This is a genomic window from Kitasatospora sp. NPDC001261, assembly GCF_042896795.1.
Taxonomy (GTDB): domain Bacteria; phylum Actinomycetota; class Actinomycetes; order Streptomycetales; family Streptomycetaceae; genus Kitasatospora.
Genome location: NZ_JBIAXP010000012.1, coordinates 175,396 through 196,694, shown reverse-complemented (window position 1 = coordinate 196,694; position 21,299 = coordinate 175,396). Strand labels below are relative to the sequence as shown.

Below are 21,299 nucleotides of genomic sequence, written 5' to 3'. Positions count from 1 at the left end.
TCCGATCACGAGGGCCTCGGCCACCGGCGGATGGTCGAGCCGGGCCGCCGACGCTTACAGCTGTTCGGCCGCTGGCTCCCCCTCCTGGCCCTGCTCCGCCTCTCCGACTGCTGCCGCGGCGCCTTCTGCGGCAGGCAGCAGGTCGCCGGCAGCGGCCTGGGCGATGAGTTCCAGGGCGAAGGCGGTGCCGGGGGGCCAGCGTGGCGCGGTGCTTGGCGGGGCCGGGCTGACGGACGCCGAGGACGGCGAGCTCGGCGAGCAGGTTGTCGGCCCGGACGTGGGCGCCGGCCCAGCGAGGCGGTTCAGCCGCCCCGGAGGAAAAACCGGCGTCGACTGGGCGTGCGCTGCGACACAATCTCAGGATGATCGGCAACCGGATCACCCATCGCACCGTGGACGGCGTCCGCATACCCGGAACCTGGCGACACGTCTTCATCCGCAACAGCTACTACTTCCTCACCGACCTCTTCATCTACGCCGACGGGCTCATCGACTGCTGGGGCCTGGTCACCATCGAGGAGTTCGAGGAGAAACTGCGCACCGGATGGGTGGCCACCAGCCTCCCGGAGGGCGCGGAGGCATCCGCGCACGACCTGGCGCACTGGAAGTTCAGCGAGCCGCAGAGCTGGCAGACCCCCGAGCTGCTGCTCGCCGAAGTCCGCGACACCATCGACCAGCTGAACGGGCGGCCCGACTCGACCGGCCGCTGTCTCGCCGCCGTCGATGCCTTCCTCGCTGACCGGACCGAGGAGAACCGGGCCGTTGCCCGCACCGCGTTCCTCGCGATCCCGGAAACCCAGCGCCGCTACGCGCTGGGCGACATGGACCGCAAGGACCAGCCGCTGCGGGTACTGGTGGCAGGGCCCGGAGGCCGGACCTACCTGTCGTTCGACGGAACGGTCACGCAGAAGGACTACGACAGTGCCCTCGCGTACTTCGAGGAGCGGGCCCGCTGGAGGGCCGAGCGGCCCAAGCGCGGCCCCGCGGACGGACCAGTGACGTCCCATGCTCCGGCGGTCCACATAGCCCAGACGTTTCCCAAGGAGCCGGTGGACGATCCCGGCAAGGTCGGCCTGCGCAACGACTACCCCGCCCCGATCACCGTGGGGGAGGCCGGCTACCCCTCCGTTGCCCATGCCTACTGGGCTCTGTCGGTTGCTCAGCCCGAGGTCCGGGGCGCGATCGCGGCGGCGGAAAGCGCCTCCGCGGCGCGCAAGCTCGCGGCCGAGGCGCCTCGCCGCGAGGGCTGGGAACATGTCCGGACCGCCGTCATGACGCGCCTGCTGCGCGCCAAGTACGACCAGCACCCCGGGCTGGCCGAGATTCTGCTGTCGACAGAAGACGCCACCGTGATCTATGACGACATGGAGTCGGCGTTCTGGGGCAACAACGCCGGCCGAGGGCGCAACTGGACAGGGCGTCTCCTCGAACTGGTCCGCTCCGAGCTGCATGCGCGGCGGACTGAGATCCCGGGGTTGTGACCGGACCAGGCGAGTGGCTCTCGAGAACCCCGACTGGCTTTATAGGTGAGTAGTGGGCAAAGCCACTACGGCCGGTAGGAGGGCGGGACACCGTCGTGGGGCAGGCGTTGGCCGCACCGGTGCACCGCCTGCGGCCGGCTCAGCCCGGCCTGCCGGCGCACGGCGGTCTCCCGTTTCTTGGCCCGGCGCCGCCGGACGGCGGGCAGGCGTTCGGCCGCCTCGCGTGCGCGCTCGCCGGCCGGCATCGCCGTACGCGCCTGCTGTTCCTCCCGCAGGGCACCGACCCGCACGCGCAGGCGAGCAGCCCGGTCGCGGTACTCGTGGGCGGTGCGGTGGTGGTGCCGGGCATCCTGGTCCGCGATCCGGCGCAGGTGGTCGCGGTAGGCCTCGGCGGAGCCGCCGACCCGTGCCCACAGGTCCAGTGCGGCCTCGACGCCGGCGAGGTCGCCGATGTCGGCGAGCGCCTGGGCGCGGAGGAGCCGGTGGTGGTGCTCGGCCTGGAGCAGGGCCTCGAACTCCGCCTGCCGGGTGCGCCGCAGCTCGACGAGGTCTTCGCGCTCCCCGCCCGGGAACGCGGGACGGCCGGACGGGTCGGCGGCGGCGAGTTCGGCGGCCAGGTGAGCCCGGCGCCGGGTCAGGTCGGCGAGTACGGCATCGGCCGCCCGCAGCCGGGCGGCGCCAGTGACGCGGGCGACGAGCGCCCGGACCTGCCGGTCGATGCGGCCGCCTGCGAGCATCCGGGCCTCGGCCCGGGTGGCACGGTCCTCGGCGTCGGCCGCGGCCTCGTCCTGGCGCGCGGCGCGGTCGAGGGCGTGCCGTAGTGCCGCATCGAGTTCGGCGTCCGACCAGCCGCCGAACGGGCGTCCCCGCCAGGCGGGAGCGCCGGCCGGGACGAGGCGCTGCCGGTCGGGGCGGTCGGCGGGCTGCCGGGCAGGAAGCTGTTCGACGGCCCGACAGCGGTCGGCTTCGGCCCTGGCCCGCAGGCCGTTGGGGGCGGTGCGGGCCAGCCGCCGTTCGGCGGCGGCGAGCGCGTCGGCGGCCCGGCCGGCCAGGACGGTGTGCGCGTCCGCCCGGGTCCGCAGGGCGGACGCGCGGGCGCGCTGGTCGTCGGTGGCGGCCGTCGGGCCCGCGGCGGCGGCGCGGACCCGCTCGTCGTCGGCCTGTTGCTGTGCGCGGGCGGCCAGGCGCCGGGCCGCGTGGACGGCGGCCAGCGCGTCGGCGGCCTCGGCCGCTTCAATGCGGGCGGCCCGTCCGCGTGCGGTGGCCCACCATCGCTGCTCCTCGTCGACGACGGTCGGGGCCGGACGGTTCTGCCAGGCGGTGACCGCCTCCCGGGCGAGGTCGTGGTCGGCGGCCTGGATCGGCTCCTCGGGACGGTCGCCGAGTGCCTGCGTCTCGTGTCCGTGGTCCCACAGGCCGCGGTAGGCGGCGACGAGCGCCGCCGCCCTGTCCCAGAGCGGGCGGTGGGGGTGGGCCGGGGCGGGTGCGGGGCCGAGCACGTCGAGCCAGGTGGGGCCGGTGGCGGCGAGTTCGGCGGCGTGCTGCTGCTCGTCGGGCAGGAGCTGGGCGGCACGCCACAGGCCTCGCTGCTCGGTGCGCACGGCGGTGGGGGCGTCTCCGGTGGCCCGGGTGGCGCGGAAGCCGGCCAGATCGCGCCAGGCGGCGGCCGCCGCGATCCGTACGGCCCACGGGCGGGCCCGGTCGGCGTCGGCGGGTTCGGGCCCGTAGGCGGCCGCCCAGCCGGTGCCGGTGTGGGCGTTCGCGCGGGCGCGGGCGGCGAGGCGTTCCGCCCGGACGGTGGCGTGGGCGGCGAGGTCGTGGGCGAGGGTGACGCGCCGGTCGCCGGGGTCGGCGTCGGGCAGCACCAGGCCCATCGCCTCCAACAGCGCGGCGCCGGGCCGGGCGGAGGGCCGGGCCCAGTAGGTCGGGGCGGTCGCGGGACGGGGCGCACCCTCGGGCAGGCGGAAGCTCTCACCGTGGTGCTCGACCAGGGCGTCGAGGCGGGCGACCACGATGGCCGCCAGGTCGCGCAGCGGCCGGCCGGTGCGGTGGTCGGTCTCGTTGCCCCGCTCGTCCGCCCAGACCGCGCGCAGGAGCCGGTCGGTGTCGTAGCCGTCGTCGGCCAGGCACGCGCACCGGGCACGCAAGGCGGGCCATGCCTCGGCGGCGGCCAGGCGGGCGGCGGCGCGGCCTCCGAGCAGTGCGGCGACCGCCTGCTGCGCGGCTTCGGCGTTGAGTTCGTCGAGGACGTGGACGAGGCGGCTGGTGGAGGTCGCGAGGGACTGGGCCCGCTCCTCCTGGCGGCGGGCGGTGGCGCTCGCGGAGAGCTGGGTGCCGTCGCGTTCGACGACGGCGTGCCAGATCTCGCGGGCGGTGTGCGGGTGGCCGGGTTCGCCGCTGTCCTCGTCGGGGGGCTCCTGGGTGACGAGGTAGGCGTGGTTGCCGTAGCGGCCGCGGGTAAGGGCCGGGTAGGCGCCGTTGCGGTTCCAGCCGGTGTCGAGCAGGGCGCGGCCGACGTCGACGGTGACGCCCTGGCAGCGCGCGGAGGTGATCGCGTAGCCGAGGTCGACGGCGTCGGCGACGTAGGCCGGGGGCAGGGTGACGGTGCGGCGGGTGCGCTGGTGGCGCACGGTCAGGGAGCCGTCGGCGCCGACGGCCTCGACGCTCCAGGTGTCGCCGTTGCGGACCCACTGGCGCCGGTCGGCGGTGGCCAGGCGGCGGTCGTTGACCCGGGTGACCACGATGTCGCCCGCGCCGACGCGCCCGCGGTCTCCGAGGTCGGCCGTGCGCCGGTCGTCCACCAGGCCGCGGGCGATGCGGTCCTCGCGGGCGAGGCGGGACAGCTCGGCGACGGCGGCACCGGTGGCGGCAATCATGACGGAGGTCAGGCCGTCCTCGACGTCCCGCCGCCAGTCCTCGAAGAGCTGCCGCATGACCGGGGCGGCCGGGCCGGAGTGGATGCGCCCGCGCAGGTCGTACGCGTCGAAAGCGTCGCCGGCGTCGCCGACGGACAGCAGGCGGGCCGCGTCGACCTCCCACTGGCGGACCCTGCCGCCCGGGTCGCGGAAGCGGCGGACCTCGGTGAGGCGGACGACGGCGCCGGGAACGGTCTCCTCGATGTCGGCGAGCGCTCCGCCCGCTCCTGGCGAGCCGAGCTGGCGCGGGTCGCCGATCGGCAGCAGCCGCCCGCCGGCCTGCCGGACCTGGCCGAGCAGCGCGGCGAGATCGGTGGTGGAGGCCTGGCCGGACTCGTCGACGATGACGATCGTGCCGGGCTGGAGCGTCCAGTGGCGCAGGCCCCGCCCGTACCGCTCGGACATGGTCCGCCACCTGGCGATGTTCTCCGCCCGGATGCCCGCCTCGGCGGCCAGCAGGTCGGCCTGGACCTGGCCGCCTGCCAGACCGATGACGGGGATCCCGTGGGCCTGCGCGACCTCCCTCACCAGGCGCATGATCGTGGTCTTGCCGGTGCCCGCGGGACCGACCACCCACGTGGCCCGGGTGTCCGCTCCGAAGATCCGGCGGACCGCCTCGCGCTGCTCGTCGGACGGCGCGAAACCGCGCCCGGCCTCGCCGGCCGCGAGCACCCGGTCGACCTGCCCGGTCGTCAGGCGGTGCACCGGCACGGGCGTCGTGGACGCCTCGGCAAGGCTCCGCTCGGCGGCCCGGATGCCGTGGGAGGTCCACACCCGGGCGCCGATCTCGGCGAACAGCGACGGACGGTCGTCGGAGCGGGCGTACCGGGCGGGGAGGGGGACCGCGTCGGGCGGGGTCAGCAGCTCGCACCGGACGGGGCTGAGGACGCCGTCGACGACGCGGACGAGGACCCGGTGGTAGTCGTCGAACAGGTGGGCGCCGAGCGCGGTGAGCCGTCGGCACGCCTCGGCCTCGACGTTGGCGCGCGTCCAGGTGGCGCGGTGGCTCTCCAGCTCGGCGAGCACCGCGTCGATCGCCTTCGGGACGACCATCGGGTCGGGGCCAGGTGCGGGGTGGGTGGCGGAGGTACGGGCGGCGGCCCGCAGCAGCTTGTCGGGACGCCTGATGCCGTACGCCTTGGCGCGGCGGCGCCACTGCCGGCGCTCACCGTCGACGGTGGTCGCGGTCTTCGCCGGACGGGACTCGAGGGTGGCGGCCTGAGCCAGCTTGTACTGCTCGGCGCGCTCCGGCGCGCGGCCCTCCCGGACCGTGAACTGCGCGATCATCCGGGCCAGGGCCCGCTCGGTGGCCTCACGGCGCTGGGAGAACCCGCGCACCGCACTCAGGGGCACCCCCAGGAACTCCCGCACCGGGCGCTTCGCGGGCCGGATGCTGTCCTGGCGCGCCCCCGCGCGGATGCCGAACTCGGCGTGCATCTCGCGTTCCAGCTCCGCGGTGTAGGCCTCCGAGAGGGCGACCGCGATCCGGTGCAGATGGCGCGCGTCCAGGGCCAGCCAGCGGCCGTCCTCCACCCGCACCTTGCTGCTGATCGCCAGGTGCCAGTGATACGCCGGATCGGCCGCCCGGCTGCTGCGGTGGACGAACACGCAGGCAATGAAACCCCTGGCACGGACCTGCACCTGGGAGGCGGGCGTCGGGCCGGTCCGGGTGATGCAGGCCTCGCGCTCGACACGCTCGAAGACCCGCCGGAACGCGCGCTCCTCGACGGCCTCCAGCCGGGCCCGCTCCTCGTCATCGGCGCACCCCCACAGCACGCTGAAGCTCTTCACCGGAGAGAACACCATCTCCCACCCGCACCGGGCAGTCCGGTTGCCCTCCTTCTCGGCCTTTGCCCGCAGCTGGAGCAGCCGCTCCTCGGTGGCCTGCGGCTCGGCGGCGGCATACCTCTCGTACAGCTCCTCGGCGCTCGGGTAACGACTCCAGGACCGGCCGAGGGGGCTGCCGTCGACCGGGCTCAGGGCGTCCTTGAACAGGGCGTCGGCGGCCTCCTGAGTGACCCGCCGGCCGGCGATGCCGAGTTCGGCGGCCTGCGCCCCGAGCCACACGCCGGGGGTGTCACCGCCACCCGCCCAGTGGGCCGTCAGCTCGCGCGTACCGATCCTCACGTCGTCGCCGGCGACGGTGGAGAGCAGGTAGTCGATGCCGCTGCCCGCACTGATCGGGTGAAGGGTGATCATCGACCGACCCCGGTGCCGTCCCGACGCACCGGAGCGCCGACGATGTACCGGTCGCTCGGGCCGGCCACGGAGCAGGGCACCTGGCGCGCTCCTTCGGGATCAACGGCGGATAGCAAGAGGTGTGCTGTCCTTGATCAGGCTAGTTGCTCGTTCGCTCTCGCTTCGGCATCTCGTCCGTGTCCGCTGCTCTTCCTCGATCGCCTCTCACCCCTCCTGGTCGTCTCTCCATCGCCTTCCGATCTGCTCGTGATCGGGCACTTCCGGAACACGTATTCCTTCTGCCGAGCGACAACGCGAGGCGGCTCACCCGAAGGTGCTGTACTCGGGCGAGGTGGGACGCCAGGATCGCGCCATGACCTCACACAGGAACGAGCAGATGATCGACCGGCGCGCCACCCTGAAGCGGCGCCAGGAACAGGAACGCGAGGACCTCCGGCAGCGGCAGAGCCGCCAGACCTCCGCCCTGACCGCGATCGACAGGGCCAAGGAGCGAGTCGAGCTGGCCCAGGGAGAGCTCGCAAGGGAACTGGAAAAGGCCGTGCCGCTCTTCGACGGCGACATCGAGGAACTCGCGGAGACGGCCGGGATCCCCAAGCGCGATGTGCAGGCCGCGCTGAAGGGCCGGAAGGAAGTCTCCGCACGCATGGCGAAGCTCGCCTTCCCCTCCCCCGCAGCAGCGCCGACGAGTGGCGAAAGCCAGGACGCGGAACCCGAGCCGGCCGACGCCTGATGACCGAGGCTCCTCAACCCGCGCACGCCGCCCGATCCGCCTCCGTCCGCACCGCCTGACGGAGGCACTGCCCCGAACGCCATCGACAGCCCCGCGGCGGCCTGCCCCGACCGCATGACGCCCTCAACGCGCGGGCTCACCGCCGGCCCCGGCACCACCTACGACGAAGGGCGACCGGCGAAACTCGCTGTCCGCCGACACCGGCACCCGAACCGCGTCAAGGACAGCCACCACCTGTACCTCCCCCATCGCGTTTTCGCACCTCCGCGACCGCCTCCGAGGAAGGTCCGGCCCGACCACCATCGCCGTCCCCTGCCGCCACCACCCCGCACCGGTCTCCGCCACCGCCGCCGCCACCAGGCCGAGTAGGCCGCAGCCCCGTCCTGACTCACGTATCAGGACCTCCCGCAGGCCGACGGCCCCAGACAACCACCGGCGGTATGACCCGCAAGCACGCGGCCCGCCACTGACGGTGCGTCACACCAAGAAGCATCGGCAGGACACCCGCCCCGCGTGCGCGGGGCAGATGCGGTCGCCGAGTCGCTTCGCATCCACGACCAGGGGCCATCCCCGCATACGCGGGGCCGATAGCGTCATCGGCGCCATCGTCGGGGACGGGCAGGGGCCATCCCCGCATGCGCGGGGCCGATGCTACCTGGGAGCAGGACGGCCAGGTCTTCGCCGGGCCATCCCCGCATGCGCGGGGCAGATTCCGCCTCAGCGACGATCGGCACCCCGTACAGGGGGCCATCCCCGCATGCGCGGGGCAGATACGGTCTTCCAGATCCGCAGCAGCTCGGGCATGGGGCCATCCCCGCATGCGCGGGGCAGATCAGGCCGCGAGGGAGACGAGCAGACCGTGTTCGGGGCCATCCCCGCATGCGCGGGGCAGATACTTCCTGACCTGCGCTCCTCCACCACAGATTATGCCAGTTCATTCAGTTCGATTCCCGCGACGCTCACCTCAATCAGCACACCCGGGCAGGAGGAACGAACGCCGAACACCCGCAGCTTCACGACAGCCAACTCGGGTCACCTCCGCGCAGTCGGAACGAACAGCCATCCCCCACAGGAGTCGTGCCAGTGCAGCGGACGAGAAAGGCGAGCAGGATCGCGTCGGGCGACTCCGCACAGACAGAGCAGCAGACACCGTCCTGCAACGCGAGGTTGAGCAGCGGATCGTCGAACTCCTCCGGGCAATGCACGTGCCATCGGCCCGCGGCTCGACCTCACCAGCCGGGCACCTCGCACCTGCGGAGACGACCCGTTTGGGTGGCAACCAACTCCGGATCGAGGAGCCATCCGCGCGGAGGCTGGGCCGATGTACAGCGGCAGCTCAACCGTACACAACGGGGCAGGGCCACCCCGCTCACACGGAGCCGATTAGTGAGATCCCGATGCGACCTGCACCGAGCGAGTAAGCGGAGGTGCATCGACGCAGCTGGTGCGGGTGTCGGCCTGGCGGATTGGAATGAAGACTGAGCTGATATCCGTTCCAGGAAGGGAAGTTCACGCAAAAATGGTGTGTCCGTGGAGATAGCCGCCCTCCAGGACCGGCCAGGATGCCAGCTGCCCGCCCTCGGTGCCGATTCCGACCGGTCCGGTGAGCACTGTCAGGCAGTCATCGGACCAGGATCAGGCCGCAGCTGTAGGCACGGGCGTGGCCGAAGCCGTGGGTGAGGGCGGCCGTGAGTGCTTGCGGGTCCGTGACGGTCAGAGTGCCGCGGATCTCGGCCCGGCTGATGAGCAGGCCCCGGTGGGGGCCGGGGCTGGAGACCTTCGGGAGGATGCGGAGGGCGAGCCGTTCTATGTCCGAGTCGACGCCGAGCCGGACCACTCCGTCCGGGGCCACCGCGGGTTCGCCGGCCGGCTGGAGGCGGCGGGCGAACCAGGCCTTCACGTGTTCCGGGCGGGTGTGCGGCACCCGCACGCCCCTTCCGCTGCCGCCGCGTCCGGGGGCCGGAGGCCCGGCAGGCCGGCTGCTGACCGGGTTGACGACCGTGCGGAAGTCGAGCCGGTCCCCGGTGCGGAAGGTGCGGTCCACCACCAGGCTGTGCGGCGGTTCGACCAGCGCCGCCCGGGGCAGGCCGCTCCAGTCGCCGGGGACGGCGGACTGTACGACGAGGGAGAGCCGGGCGGTGTTCAGGTCGACGGTCCAGCTGGAGAGCACCTTCATCTGGGCGCGGGCATCCCGGCTTCCGTCGTCGACCCAGCCGCGGAAGCCGCTCATGACGGTCCGGTGCATGTCCTGGGCGTCGATCAGCGACTTGGCGGTGAAGGGGTGCCTGGCGTCCAGGGTGATCAGAGTGTGGGTGGCGACGAACCTGGCCGCCGTACGGGCAGGAACGGGCTCGGTGGTGCGCGGGGTGTTCACGGGATGATGTCCCATTCGGTGGCGTGTGGGGCGATGGTGATGCGGTGCCGGGACTCCCAGCGCTGCCGGTGGACGGGGCCGCTCGCCAGGAACCGTTCGGGCTGGTCACGGACCGGGCCGACGCCCGGCAGCGGGTGCGGGCTCTCGATCCAGGCCCACCGGGTCTGGGCGACGTTCGGCGGCGCTTGCCCGTCGTCGGCTGACGGGAGCAGCGCCCGGGTTTCGAAGACCTCCGCCAGGGTGCCCGGGGCGATGCCGACGAAGAGGTCGCCCGAGGGCGGGCAGGATTTGCGGCCCAGCCAGAGCAGGCGCTTCGGGTGCTCCAGTGCGTGGGCGATCCGTTCGATCAGTGCACGGTCGGAGTGCTGGAGGCCGACGAGGAAGGCCGCGTCGGACAGGTACCAGCGCTCGGTGATCATGGCGTGACGGCTCACGTCACCTGCGACCAGCGCCCCGGAACGGGGGTCCGCCGCGATCCGCTTCGGCGCGCCGTACCAGGATGCCAACGCATGGCTGCCGAAGGATGCGGTCGTGCCCTCCCCTTGCTCCCCGAGCGCGAGCGCTTCCAGGGCCGCGGCCCGGCGGTGGTCCGTCACGAGGTCGCGTGGGCGGACGGGATACTTTCCGCCCCCGACGGTGTGGTAGTCCCGCATCGGCGTTCCGGGGCGGTCGGCGCGGACGCCGAAGAGGACGGACCCGAGTTCGTCGAGCGGGTCCTCCCGGTCGAGGCCGAGGGCTGCCGCGCAGAGGCCGATCACTGCGGACTTGGTGGGCCGGGTGTGGGTGTCGCGCTGGGCGAACCGGCCTTTGATGCCCCAGGACTGCAGCGGCCCGGCCAGTCTGATGAGCAGAACGTGCTGCGGTGCGTCGGTCGTCGTGGTGGAACCGGTCGTCACACTGGGAGCGGTCGCGACAGGGGCCTCGGTCACGGGGTGAGGCCCTTGATGGTGTCCACGACGTCCACTGCGCCGGAGAGGTCGACCGTCTCCAGGAGGTCCGCGATCTCCGGGGCGTAGGTGAGGACGCGCGCGGACCGCAGGTCGTCGCGGCGCTTGCTGACGAAGAGGTGGTGCCGCATCAGTCGGCGGACCGCCGCCTGGCCGGCCGGGCCCTCGCCGCCGCTGCTCTCGGGGTTCTCGTCCACGGGGTTCTGGAAGGCGGCGGCGTAGTTGTACGGGCGCTCGCCCTCGAAGGCGAGCACGAGTGCCGGCAGCGTACCGGTGGAGGCGGTGGAGTTCTTCTTCGCCTCCGGGACGGCCTCGACGAAGGCGTTGACGAACTCCGCCTCGGCGGCGGTCGCCGCTTCCTCCGCCTCCTCCGCTTCCATTCCGGCCTGCCGGAGGTTGGCGCGAAGCTGTCGGCGGTCCAGGACGGCGTGCCGGTAGAAGGTCCCGGAGATCAGCGACTGGTAGCCGGTCATGCCCGCGCCCGCGTCGTCCGCCGTGTCGAGGAAGCTGAGGGCGTTGCGCTTGCGGTCGAGCTTCGCGTCGTCGGCCGCCGCGTAGAAGTCCTCGATCTGCTCCGCGGCGTGCACGGTGAAGGCATGGCTCGTCTGCACTGCCCCGTCGACGTTCGGCGAGTCGGCGATTTCGGCGAGGAAGCGCCCGTAGAGGGCGATGTCCACGGCGTCACGGGGCGCGATGGCGAGCAGGACGGCGTTGCGCGTGCTCTTGGGGAGCGGCGGGAGGCCTGTGGTGCCGGGCTCCGTGGCGGTCTGCTCCTCGCCGTTCTCCTGCTCCTCGCCGTTCTTCGCCGCTCCGCGGCGGGGCTTCTTCGCGGCCTTCTGCTGGCCAGCGAGGTAGCTGTCGCGCCACGGCCGGAGCTCGTCGGCGTTCTCGGCGATGTGCCGGGCGATCCTGGTGCCCGCGTCGGCGGGCGCGAAGATCAGCACCTTGGTCAGATTGGCCACCGTCTTCTTGGCCGGGTCGCCGAACTTCAGGCCGCTCGCCTCGATCACGGCACGGGCCGTGGTCAGGGCCTCCTCCTTCTCCCAGCCGTGCTCGGAGGAGAGTTCGGCCGCCGTGAGCAGTGCCCATTCCCTGGTCCGGGTGCCCATGCTCCGGCCCTTGAGGGCGCCGATGCCGGCGTTGGCGCGGTTGCGGGCGTAGACCCGCTCCGCGCGGCGCCGGGCCTGGCTGGTGATCATGTGCCGTTCGAACCCGCCGTACACGAGGGACTTGGGCTGACCGTTCTCGTCCCTGACCGGGAGCACGGCGACGAGCGTCTCCAGGAGGTGGAGCGAGAGGAACGGGCTTCGGGCGTCTGCGGTCACGCGGTCGTGTCCTTATGGTCGGTCGGGATCGTGTACGTGTCGTGCTCGGCCTGCCGGTCCTGCCGGTCCTACCGGTCCTACCGGCTCTGCCGGCTGCCAGCGGGCGTCCGGCCCCGGTGGAGCGGGGCATGGAAGTCGACCGACCACTGGTAGGCGATGCGGGCCTTGCGGTCGTTCCAGAGGATCAGGTCCTCGGTGAGCTGCGCCCAGGAGGGCGGGAGCTGGTCGCAGGACCGCAGCCGGACGATCGTGTGCTGCAGGTGCCGCCACGGCACCCTCCTGCTGACGACCACCCTGTCCACGAGCCGCTGCGCACCCGGGTCGCCCGGGCCCCGCCCCACGCTGTCACCGATGCGCGCCGCCGCCGTACCGAGGCTTCCGTAGCCGTAGGCGGGCGTCGAACGGCCCTGGTGGTAGAGCGCGAAGAGGAAGGCCATCCGCTCGAACAGGTCGCGGTGGTTGTCGCCGCCGTACCAGCCGGCCCGGATGTGCGCGTTCGTCCGGCCCCCGGCACGGCGCAGGTTGGCCAGCGTGCCGTACTCGCGGTTGCGCACCAGGGTGGTGAGCCAGGCGACCAGTGCGGTGCTGTCGTGCGGGAATGCGTCCTCGACGGGGTACCCGTCTCGGGAACTGTCCTCAGTCATGGGCGGTCTCCCCCCGGAGTTCGGCCGGGGCCTTCGGATGGCTGATGTCGTCCTCGAAACGCTTCAGGGCAACTGCCCTGGCCTGGAAGCCCCGCTCGTTGGGCGGGAGGGTGTCGAGGCGGTAGACGAGGTGGGTGCGGGCCACGTCGGTGAGGGTCTGCGTGTACTCCAGGAGCAGGGCCGCGACCGGGTCTCCCGGGTTGTCGTACCCCTCGTCGATCACTGCCTCCAGCAGCTGGTCGAAGGGCTTGGCAGCCTCGGGCCAGAACATCCACCTCGCGTCGAACCGGGACATGTGCCGGGCCTCGTCGGCCGGCCGCGCTGCCGAGTGGACCTTCTCCGAGGCGAGGATCGCCGCCCGTTTGAGACTCCACGCCAGGTACTCGGCGATGCGCGAGCCCCGCCGGGACGCGCGGTAGAGCTGCGCCTCCATCGCGGGGGCGTAGGGGAAGTAGCCGTCCGTCCAGGAGACGGGCAACGTCTTGTTGGAGACGAGGCCGACAGCCCACAGGTGGTAGGGCGCGCCCTGGGAGTCCCGCTTGCGCGGCAGCGAGCGCAGTCGTGCATAGAGACCGGTTTCCGCGTCCTTCACCGCGCTGTAGAGGGCGTGGGCCTCCTGCCAGAGGGCGCGCGTGGGCGACGGCCACAGGGGCTTGAGCTCTCCCCCAGTGGTCTTGCTGAACACGGCGTCCTGCAGGTGCCGGTCCGGGTCGAGTTCGAGGACCTCGCCGGCTCCGATCAGCACGCGGTCGACGACGATCCCATCATCCGCATCACGCTTCGGTCGCAGCAGGACGGAGCGGCCGAGGGCGCTGTGCAGGTCGGCAGGGCTCTCGGGCACCCGGGGGCGGGCCCGCACGGCGAAGTTCCGGCGGTTGACGGAGCCGCTGGTCCAGGAGGTGTTGAGCCGGCCCGGGTCTCCTTCCGGCGGATAGAGGTTGAGCCGCAGGGTCTCGCCGAACGTGCTGCCGAGGGGAACGACCCGGATCCGTCCCTGCAACCGACCAGTGGACAAGTTGGTGACGGTAGGCCCGAGGATCCGGCCGGAAATCCTCGCCCTGCCGTACGTGCCGTACACGTGCTGGGCGAGCATGGCCCGGAACGCGTCCGCCGCGGGCAGCGGCTCGCCGTCCTCCAGGTGGTGCTGATCGAAGAACTGGTTGTAGTCACCGGCCCGCTCGATGACCAACTGCGCGGTCCCTGTGCCGCTCTCGTCGAAGGAGGAGACCAGGAGGGAGTTCTGGCCGAGGGGTGTATCGGGATGGAACAGGTCCCAGTCCTCGTCCGGCTCACCGGTCAGCCACTCGGCGGCGGAGCGGAGGCTGCGTTCGTCACGGATCCACTCCCGCCACTCCTCGGGCGTGGTCGGGCAGGTACGGGAAGCGAAGCAGATGGCCATGACGAACTCGATGACGGCAACGGTCTCACCCGGAGTCGGACAGTCAATCGTCGTCAAATCATCTGCTTGATCGAGGAGTTCACACAAGGAGAGCGCAACCCTGGCGCCATCGGGCGTCACGGAGGGAATGCACGGCTCTCGCCGCGGGTCCCAGCTGAGGCGCTGCTCGACCGGGGCCGAAGGGTGCGTTGGCGGCAAGGCTCTGCCCATCACTTCATATGATCGCCGTTTTCTGCAAGGGAGTTGACATTCCCGAGCAGAGCCCGACGCTAGCACCCCGGATTGGATCGTGTAGGTCGATCGACCGGATTGCCCCGCCATCCCGGTCAGGGATGGCGGGGCACCGGACAGCCCCCACAGATGCGGAGGAAAACGGCAGTCGGCACCGCGCCGGACGCACGCAGTGTGCAGCGGCCGCCCTCCACGCGCTGCGGGCGCCCGCTCACCTGGACTGGCGGCGCCTGGCGAGAATGGCCAGAGTGGACCGGGCGTCGCGGCGGCGGTCCGGGGTCCGGGCCAGGACCGAGGCGAGGGCCACGATCGCGAGGACGACCCCGTACAGCAGGCCGGCTACGGCGGCCAGCACCGCGGCCGCGGTTGCGTCCTGGGTCAGCATGGAAAGCACGCTCATGGGGGAGGTCCTTCTGTCGGGGGCCGTCTGCGGCCCGCGGTCGATGGGTCGAGCTTCTGACGACGTGCCGGTGCGCCTCCACGTCCGGGCGGGATTTCCGCTGGTCAGGGGCACTTTATTCACCAAGGCGGGAGCAGAAATGGCCAGTGGTACGGCGCCCGTGGCGGCACGCAAGCGGCTCGGTGCGATGCTGCAGGAGTCGATCGACGCCCGCGGTCTCAAGCGGCGGGCCGCCGCACGACTCGTCCCGGACGGCGCGTTGCGGGAGTCTGTCCTCCGGAGCTGGTGCCACGGCAAGGCCGCTCCTCACGCGACGGACTCCTTCTGGAGCCTGATCGAGCACTTGCACGACCCGGACGGCCAACACCTCTATCCGCGCGAGGAATGGGAAGCGGCTCTCCGCGCCGCCCAAGGGGAGACCACCAGGGGTCGGCACGAGTGGAAAGCCGACTCGGAGAAGCGCGGCAGGAAGGGCGAGCGCGCCACGATGGACGCCTTCGTCCGTGATCGGAGCCCGCAGGCGGCCTCGTACCTGTGGTGGCACGCGCAGCTGCCCGTGGGAAAGACAGCGCTGCTCACCGACTACGTGAGGAAGCCACCGAAGGACGTCGACCCCCTGATCTGCGTCCTGTCCGAGGAGCGCGGGAGAAACACCCGTACCGGATTCCTCGCCGACCTGCGCCAGCAGCTCCAGGTGCCCGAGCCCCGGCGGAAGCGGTCCGACGAGGCGGAGTTCACACACCTGCTCACGAAGGCCGCAGGTCGCAGCCGAAAGCAGAAGCGGCAGCTCCTCCTCGTGGTCGACGGCTTGGACGAGGACCTCGCCTGGCCGACGGCCGGGGCGCCTGGTGGGACCGGGGTGGCGAGCATCGCCGCACTCCTCCCGGCCGCTCCTGCGGCAAACGTCCGCGTCATCGTTTCCAGCCGGCGGAGCGGGCCGCTGCCCGCCGACGTCCCCGAAGGGCATCCGCTGCGCGGGCGCGAGTGCCTTCGCCCGCTCGCGGCCGGCGACTGGTCGGAGGTGGTCGAACAGGCAGGCTTCGCAGACCTGGAGCGGCTGCGTACGACCAACCTGGGCCGGGCCGTCACCGACCTGCTCGCCATCACGGACGGCGGGGGCGGCCTGCGCGCGGCCGACCTCGCGGAGCTGACGGGCGCCTCCGTCGAGGACGTGACCGGTCTGCTGCACAGCAGGGAGCGGCGCTGCATCGTCTCGAACGAGGAATCGGCCGGGGCCCACCTGCTGAGCCACCCCGAAATGCCGCACGCCATCCGGCGGGAGTGGGACCAGGCCACCAGGGAGCGCTGCACTCGTCGGCTGCACGCCTGGGCGGAGCGCTGGCGCGAGGCCGGCTGGCCCGAGGGCTCTCCGACGTATCTGCTGACCGAGTATCCGCAGATGCTGGACACGGCCGGTGAACGCGGACGGTTCCTGCTTGACCCGCTGCGACAGCTGCGGGTCGAGGCCGCGTTGGGCCCTCAGGTCATGCTCGACCAACTACGTCTTCTCAAATCCGAGCTCAAGGCAGTCGAGGTATCGGACCCTGAACAGCAGGAGGCCGGGACCGCCGTCCGGCTGGCCGCCGCGCTGGACCTCGTGCAGCGCCGGGTCGGGCCGGTCCCGCCTCGGGCTCCGGTGCTCCTCGTACGGTTGGGGGACGTCGCCCGTGCCTGCACCGTGGCCCGCTCGGAGCCGGAACTCGTGGTGCGGGCCGCCCGGCTGGCCGAAGTCGCCGTCGAAGCGGCACGCGCCTGGCATCCCGATGCCACGGCGATCGCGCGAGAGGCGGCCGACTGCATGGTCCGGGCGGGCCGGTTCACTCCGCGGGCCGGTGGCTTCTTCGAGGACGCCTGTGCGGAGGTGGCCGAGGCAGCGCGCGCGTTGGACACGATCGGCAGGAGGGATGAGGCGAAGGCGCTGTTCCGAGCCGTGGTGCTCAGCGACGCGGCCGACATGGACGCGCTCGCCGACGGGGCGGTCCTCCTCTCCGCAGGCAGCTGCGAGCGATTCGTGGAAGTCCTGGAGGAGCATGCGGAGGAGCTGAGCGAGGCCGACCCTCGGGCCCAGGCCATGGCTGTGGACATCTGGGCGACCATCGCCCGCGCCTCCGGCTCCCGAAGCGTCGCGAACCTGGACCGGATCGAACGCCTCTGCACGGCCATCGACCTGTCCGACGGGCTGATCGTGGTGGATGTTCTCGCAATCGCGGCCCAGGCCCTGGCGACCATGGGCCGCCGGTCGAAGGCCTGGGACGTGCTCAAGACCGCGCGGGACCGGTTGCACGCTGCCCTGGTCGGGCTGGACTCCCCAGCCGACCGGGCCCACCGGGGACGCGAGTTCTCCGGCACGATGGACCGTATGGTCCGCGCCGAGACGGCGGCCGGCACCGGCCTCACACCTCACCTGGACGCCAAGCTGCTGGTGACCGCCCTTGGCCAGGGGGTTCGCACCGGCGTTCTCGGCGACGACCAGCTGGAGCGGGCGGAGGCCTTTCTCTCAGCAGTCGACGAACAGGTGGCAGCAGAGCACGCCGCCCACCTCGCGGCGAAGAAGGAGGAACGACTGGCCCACCGGGCGAAGGTGGAGGCGAGCGCGAAGGCCCTGAAGGAGGAACGGGACGCCAAACGGAACCTCGCTCAGGCTCCCCCGACCCGACGTACACGGCCTCGTGCCCAGGCGGACGAAGAACCCTCACCGTCCACAGTCCCGGGCCGAAGCCCGGCGCTCGGGAACCACGAGCCCGTCATCGGTCCGGTCACCCGGCTCCAGTACGCGGAACAGCTGGTGCACGACGGCAACGTCGAGCTCGGGCGCGAGCAGGTGGAGGCCGCTGTCCGCTCCGCGCTCCCCGACGCTCCGATCCTTCTGAGCGCCCGCTCGACCGAGGAGTTGCTCCGGGCGCTCGGTACGGCCGGTGAGTTCGGGCGGGCCGAACAACTGATCAGCTTCTCGACGGAGCCGGGCGACCGCGCTCGGCAGTTGGCCGCGCTGTCCATGGGGTGCTCCCTCGGCGGGTGTTCACCGGAGGCGGTTGCTTACGCCCACGAGGCCGCCCGGCTGATCCCTCCCGCTCCGCACTTCGCCGTGCAAGGAGCCGTCGCGCAGGCCCTGGCCCATGCGGGGGACGCGGAAGCGGCGCTGGCGGTGGCCCGGATGGAGGAGTCGGCGGACGCCAAGGCTTCCCCTTCGGTGCGGGGCAGGCGGACTCGACGCGCGCTGCTTCTCGTCGCAGTCGGCCTGGCACGGCACGATCCGGAACGGGCCGCTGAACTGATCGGGCCAGCGGTCCGGCTGGTACAGCGGCGCATCGGCGTCGGCCGCCCGGTCGGCCAACTCCCGGTGCTGGCAGAACTGTTGCTCGCAGTCCCCGATCCGATGCGACCGGATCCGGAGCTCAGCGAAGCGATCCGGCTCGCCTCGAAGTTCGTGAACGGGCCTCGACAGACCTGGGACCGGGAGGAGACGGTGCTCCTGGCCCTGCTGCGACGGCTCGGCTGCGCACCCGCACCGGGACGCGCCGTGGGTGAGCTGGACGAGTGGCTGAGCTCCCTTCGACCCGAACGGGCTCCCCACGCTGAACTCGCCCTGCTCAGCGCCCTGGACGGCGATGCCGCCAGTGCCTTGCGCGTCGCGAACGCATCACCGACACCGACGACGCGTGCCGTTGCGCTGGCTGCTGCCGCCCATGTCCTGGTTGGGGCGCCCGCAGTCCTGCCCGTCGAGGAGCCTCAGGACAGCACTGTTCGGCTCTGCCTCGCACTCGCTCACGCTCGGGGAGACCGTCACGGCCGCACGGACGCAGACAGGGCGGCAGCCCAGGGCCTTTTCCAGGAGCTGCTCGCCGACAGCAGTTGGACTCAGGCGATCCCGTTGCTGCCGCGGTTGGTTCCCGAGTCCCTACACTCCCTGAGCGAACTCGTCGCCGCGCATATCAGCAGCTGAACAAGCATCTGACGACGGAAGCCACCCCGCGCCGTCGGCACTGAGCCGCCGCTCGCTCTTGTAGTTGACCATCCGTGGGGCATGACTCCATACAGGACCATGGACGCTCGGAGAATCCGATGGTCCGTACGTCGGCCCCGCGCTCGCGGGGGTTGCTCCGACGAGCTGGTGAACGATCCGCAGTTCACGGCGTCGGCCCCGCACTTGCGGGGATTGCTCCGCGGCGTCGCACGGGCAGCCGTCCAACCGAGTCTTGGAGCGACGGGGTGTTCCCGTGGACTCCGGCTGGCCGGAGATGGCCGTGCCCGGGGGGGGTGTGGCACGGCTTCCCTACCTGCCGGCCAGGAACGACTGTGGTGAGGCCGCCTTGGCGCAGACGCTACGGTCCGTTCGGCGGGAGCCAGCCGGCGCGACCGGGGCGAGCCAGCGGGCGCGGCAGCGGGGCTGGCCTGCCCCGCCGCCCCCGGGGTCACCGGTGGTTGCAGTGTCGCCCTCAGGCGGTCTGATCGATGACGGCCCGGGCTGCGCGCAGCAGTGCCTCGTCGTCCTTGACGCTCCCGAAGAAGCCGCCGCTTCGGCGGGCGAGGGCGAGTTCGGCTTGGATCCGTGGAAGGGCGGGTGCGGCAGCGGGGCCCATCCGCTGGAGGCAGTCCACGACGGGGCCTGCGGTCGAGTCGTTCTCCTCCCATGCCTCCAGCAGCACAGGCAGGACCGCCTCGGCCGGGCCGCCGATGTCGTGGATCGCGGCGGCGGCGTGCACCCGGATCCCGACATGGCCGGTTTCGGACAACTGCCGCAGGCGGGGCAGTGCTGCGGCCGCCTGTCCTCCCATCCGGCCGAGGACGTCGGCGGCGTCCTGGTCCTTGCTGGTGTCGAGCAGGGCGGTCAGCCGCGGCACGGTGTCGGCGGGGTTGCACTCGATGTCCCACAGGGCCTTCACGGCCGCGAAACGCAGGTCCGTGTCCTGGGCGTCGACGAGCGGTCGGACCGTCTCCAGCGCTGACGCGGCGCCGGTGCCGATGGATCCCAGCGCGTAGAGGGCCGCGCCGGCGGTCTGCCACTGCTCCTGCTCGACGGCGGTGGTGAGGGCCGTGGTGAGCGCGGGTACGGCCGCCGGGTCGCCGAGCCCGTTGAGGGCGGCCATCAGCGCGGTGGCGGATCCCCAGGGCCAGGCGAAGTCCGCGTCGGCCAGGCGCCGGGTCAGCCTCGGCAGCAGTTCTCCGGCGGCCTGCGGGAGGTGTCCGGCGACCTGCACGGCGCGCCAGTCGTCGATGCCGGTGTCGAGCGCTGTCAGCAGACCGGGCAGGGCTCGCTCGTCACCGAGGCCGGCAAGCGCCATGACAGCCTGCTGGTGGGCCCGGCGCAGCAGCGGGTGTCGTGCGGCCCAGACGTTCGCGCCGTAGGTGGTGCGGTGTGCTTGGACGAGGGCGGCGAGGGCTTCACGTGCGGGTTCGGCGAGGGTTGGGGGGAGCTTGCCGAGGGTTTCGGCCGCTTCGGCGGTGGTGTACGGGTCGTCGGGGAGCAGGCAGGCGGCGATCAGGAGGACGAGGCCGGTGTGGGTGCCGCGCCAGGAGCGGATCAGGTCCCAGGTCATGGCGATGGCGTCGTGGCGGGTGGCCGCGTCGGGGCTGCGGAGTTGGGCGCTGAGCAGGGCGGTGCGCTCGGGCACCCGCGCGTCCAGTACCCGGTGGAAGGTGGTCAGCAGCTCGGTGGTGGGGGCGTGGACGCGGCCGTGGCGGTCGAGGTCGTCGAAGACGGCGGCTATCTGTGGTGGGACACCTCGGTCCGGTGCCGGTTCGGTGGCGATGTCCGTGCAGGTGCACTGCCCGCAGTCGGCCGGTCGGGCCTCGTCCTCGGGCTCGGGTTCCGGTTCGGAGGTGAGCTGCCGGAGCAGACCGGTCGCCGTCGGGACGAGGCTGTCATCGATCGCCTCCGGTGTGCAGGCGGCCTGGTGGACGAGGGCGGCGAGCCGGATGTCGGCGTCCAACGCGGGGTCGGCCGCCAGCACGGCGAGCCAGGTCGTCACCGGGCCGAGCGCGCCTGGCAGTCGTTGGGCCAGTGTCGCGGCGGTCTCGATGACCAGGAGCCGCTCCAGAGTGCCGCTCTCGGCCGCCAGGCGCTCGCGCAGCAGGGCGAACGCCCGCTCGGCGTCGTCGAGGAACAGCCCCAGGGCCGGGACGGCGGCCTGTCGCACCTGCGGATCCGAGTCCGCCGCGTGCCGGACGAAGTCCTCGATGCGCTCACGCATCCGCGGCACGACGTCCGCGTGGGGCGTCGACGCGTGGCCGGACGGACTGTAGTAGACGCCGTCGGGGTCGCGGTCCAGCGCCGCGCTGCCGATGCTGAGCACGAGGCGGATGACTGCCGCGCGGTCGGGCACCTGCGGGTCGTCGGCGAGCGCGAACAGGAACGGCAGGCTCGCCGCCGTGCACGAGTAGACGTCGCCCTGGTGGTGCGCCGAGCTGTAGAAGCGGCTGAAGGCCCGCTCCCGGACGTCGGGGTCGGGCGAGGCCATCTGCTCCAGCCACAGCGGTACTTCGTCGGCAGGGCCGTAGGCGTGGCCCATCGACGACCAGTCGACGCTGTCAAGGTTGTTGGTCATGAGCCGTACCGTGCCACTGAACACTGACACGGCCATCAGCGAACAGCGAGTCACCTGGGACCGTCCCCCGCCCTCGGCGCGGCTTCGATGTCGGCGCCGGGCTGAAGCA

Annotated in this window: 11 protein-coding genes and 1 CRISPR repeat array; of the genes, 3 read left to right on the top strand and 8 right to left on the bottom strand. The window is 72.4% G+C overall.

Features of this window, described 5'->3' with window-relative positions; genetic code table 11:
- Positions 1 to 362 precede the first annotated feature (362 nt).
- Positions 363 to 1,481 carry an NADAR family protein gene (locus ACFY4B_RS18050; RefSeq protein ID WP_387968706.1) on the top strand — a complete coding sequence of 373 codons (1,119 nt, stop codon included), beginning with the start codon at positions 363 to 365 and terminating at the stop codon, positions 1,479 to 1,481.
- A 65-nt stretch (positions 1,482 to 1,546) separates the two neighbouring features.
- Here ACFY4B_RS18050 and mobF read toward each other — a convergent pair whose 3' ends face one another.
- Positions 1,547 to 6,595 carry a MobF family relaxase gene (gene mobF / locus ACFY4B_RS18045; protein ID WP_387968704.1) on the bottom strand — a complete coding sequence of 1,683 codons (5,049 nt, stop codon included), beginning with the start codon at positions 6,593 to 6,595 and terminating at the stop codon, positions 1,547 to 1,549.
- A gap of 352 nt (positions 6,596 to 6,947) precedes the next feature.
- On the opposite strand from mobF, the gene ACFY4B_RS18040 reads away from it, so the two are divergent.
- Positions 6,948 to 7,325: a hypothetical protein gene (locus ACFY4B_RS18040; protein WP_387968702.1), complete on the top strand. Its 378-nt coding sequence runs from the start codon at positions 6,948 to 6,950 to the stop codon at positions 7,323 to 7,325.
- 499 nt (positions 7,326 to 7,824) lie between these two features.
- A CRISPR array of direct repeats spans positions 7,825 to 8,219; the repeat unit is 28 nt; unit sequence GGGCCATCCCCGCATGCGCGGGGCAGAT.
- A 727-nt stretch (positions 8,220 to 8,946) separates the two neighbouring features.
- Here ACFY4B_RS18040 and ACFY4B_RS18035 read toward each other — a convergent pair.
- From ACFY4B_RS18035 to ACFY4B_RS18010, 6 genes are all read right to left on the bottom strand, one after another.
- On the bottom strand, positions 8,947 to 9,699 hold the full coding sequence (locus tag ACFY4B_RS18035; protein WP_387968700.1) for a type I-E CRISPR-associated protein Cas6/Cse3/CasE: 753 nt from the start codon (positions 9,697 to 9,699) through the stop codon (positions 8,947 to 8,949).
- Positions 9,696 to 10,628, bottom strand: coding sequence for a type I-E CRISPR-associated protein Cas5/CasD (cas5e, locus tag ACFY4B_RS18030; RefSeq protein ID WP_387968698.1), 933 nt, complete (start codon positions 10,626 to 10,628; stop codon positions 9,696 to 9,698). The genes ACFY4B_RS18035 and cas5e overlap by 4 nt, the downstream gene beginning before the upstream one ends.
- The gene (locus ACFY4B_RS18025) at positions 10,625 to 11,971 is read right to left on the bottom strand and encodes a type I-E CRISPR-associated protein Cas7/Cse4/CasC (RefSeq protein ID WP_387968696.1); all 1,347 of its coding nucleotides are present in this window, start codon (positions 11,969 to 11,971) and stop codon (positions 10,625 to 10,627) included. Before ACFY4B_RS18025 ends, cas5e begins: the two co-directional genes overlap by 4 nt.
- A 77-nt stretch (positions 11,972 to 12,048) precedes the next feature.
- Positions 12,049 to 12,615 carry a type I-E CRISPR-associated protein Cse2/CasB gene (casB, locus tag ACFY4B_RS18020; RefSeq protein WP_387968695.1) on the bottom strand — a complete coding sequence of 189 codons (567 nt, stop codon included), beginning with the start codon at positions 12,613 to 12,615 and terminating at the stop codon, positions 12,049 to 12,051.
- Positions 12,608 to 14,224 (bottom strand): type I-E CRISPR-associated protein Cse1/CasA, encoded by a 1,617-nt coding sequence (locus tag ACFY4B_RS18015; RefSeq protein ID WP_387968693.1) that lies wholly within the window; start codon positions 14,222 to 14,224, stop codon positions 12,608 to 12,610. Before ACFY4B_RS18015 ends, casB begins: the two co-directional genes overlap by 8 nt.
- Positions 14,225 to 14,456: 232 nt before the next feature.
- Positions 14,457 to 14,645: a hypothetical protein gene (locus ACFY4B_RS18010; RefSeq protein WP_387968691.1), complete on the bottom strand. Its 189-nt coding sequence runs from the start codon at positions 14,643 to 14,645 to the stop codon at positions 14,457 to 14,459.
- A 160-nt stretch (positions 14,646 to 14,805) separates the two neighbouring features.
- Between ACFY4B_RS18010 and ACFY4B_RS18005 the strand changes: the two genes are divergently transcribed.
- Positions 14,806 to 18,588, top strand: a complete 3,783-nt coding sequence (locus ACFY4B_RS18005) for a hypothetical protein (RefSeq protein WP_387968689.1) — start codon at positions 14,806 to 14,808, stop codon at positions 18,586 to 18,588.
- A 493-nt stretch (positions 18,589 to 19,081) separates the two neighbouring features.
- On the opposite strand, the gene ACFY4B_RS18000 is transcribed toward ACFY4B_RS18005, so the two are convergent.
- The gene (locus ACFY4B_RS18000) at positions 19,082 to 21,190 is read right to left on the bottom strand and encodes a HEAT repeat domain-containing protein (protein WP_387968687.1); all 2,109 of its coding nucleotides are present in this window, start codon (positions 21,188 to 21,190) and stop codon (positions 19,082 to 19,084) included.
- Between the last annotated feature and the right edge of the window lie 109 nt (positions 21,191 to 21,299).

What these genes read in the sequence shown, in the direction of transcription:
- ACFY4B_RS18050 (WP_387968706.1), top strand. Translation starts at nt 363, where the DNA reads ATGATCGGCAACCGGATCACCCATCGCACCGTGGACGGCGTCCGCATA.
- mobF (WP_387968704.1), bottom strand. Translation starts at nt 6,595, where the DNA reads ATGATCACCCTTCACCCGATCAGTGCGGGCAGCGGCATCGACTACCTG.
- ACFY4B_RS18040 (WP_387968702.1), top strand. Translation starts at nt 6,948, where the DNA reads ATGACCTCACACAGGAACGAGCAGATGATCGACCGGCGCGCCACCCTG.
- casB (WP_387968695.1), bottom strand. Translation starts at nt 12,615, where the DNA reads ATGACTGAGGACAGTTCCCGAGACGGGTACCCCGTCGAGGACGCATTC.
- ACFY4B_RS18015 (WP_387968693.1), bottom strand. Translation starts at nt 14,224, where the DNA reads ATGGGCAGAGCCTTGCCGCCAACGCACCCTTCGGCCCCGGTCGAGCAG.
- ACFY4B_RS18010 (WP_387968691.1), bottom strand. Translation starts at nt 14,645, where the DNA reads ATGAGCGTGCTTTCCATGCTGACCCAGGACGCAACCGCGGCCGCGGTG.
- ACFY4B_RS18000 (WP_387968687.1), bottom strand. Translation starts at nt 21,190, where the DNA reads ATGACCAACAACCTTGACAGCGTCGACTGGTCGTCGATGGGCCACGCC.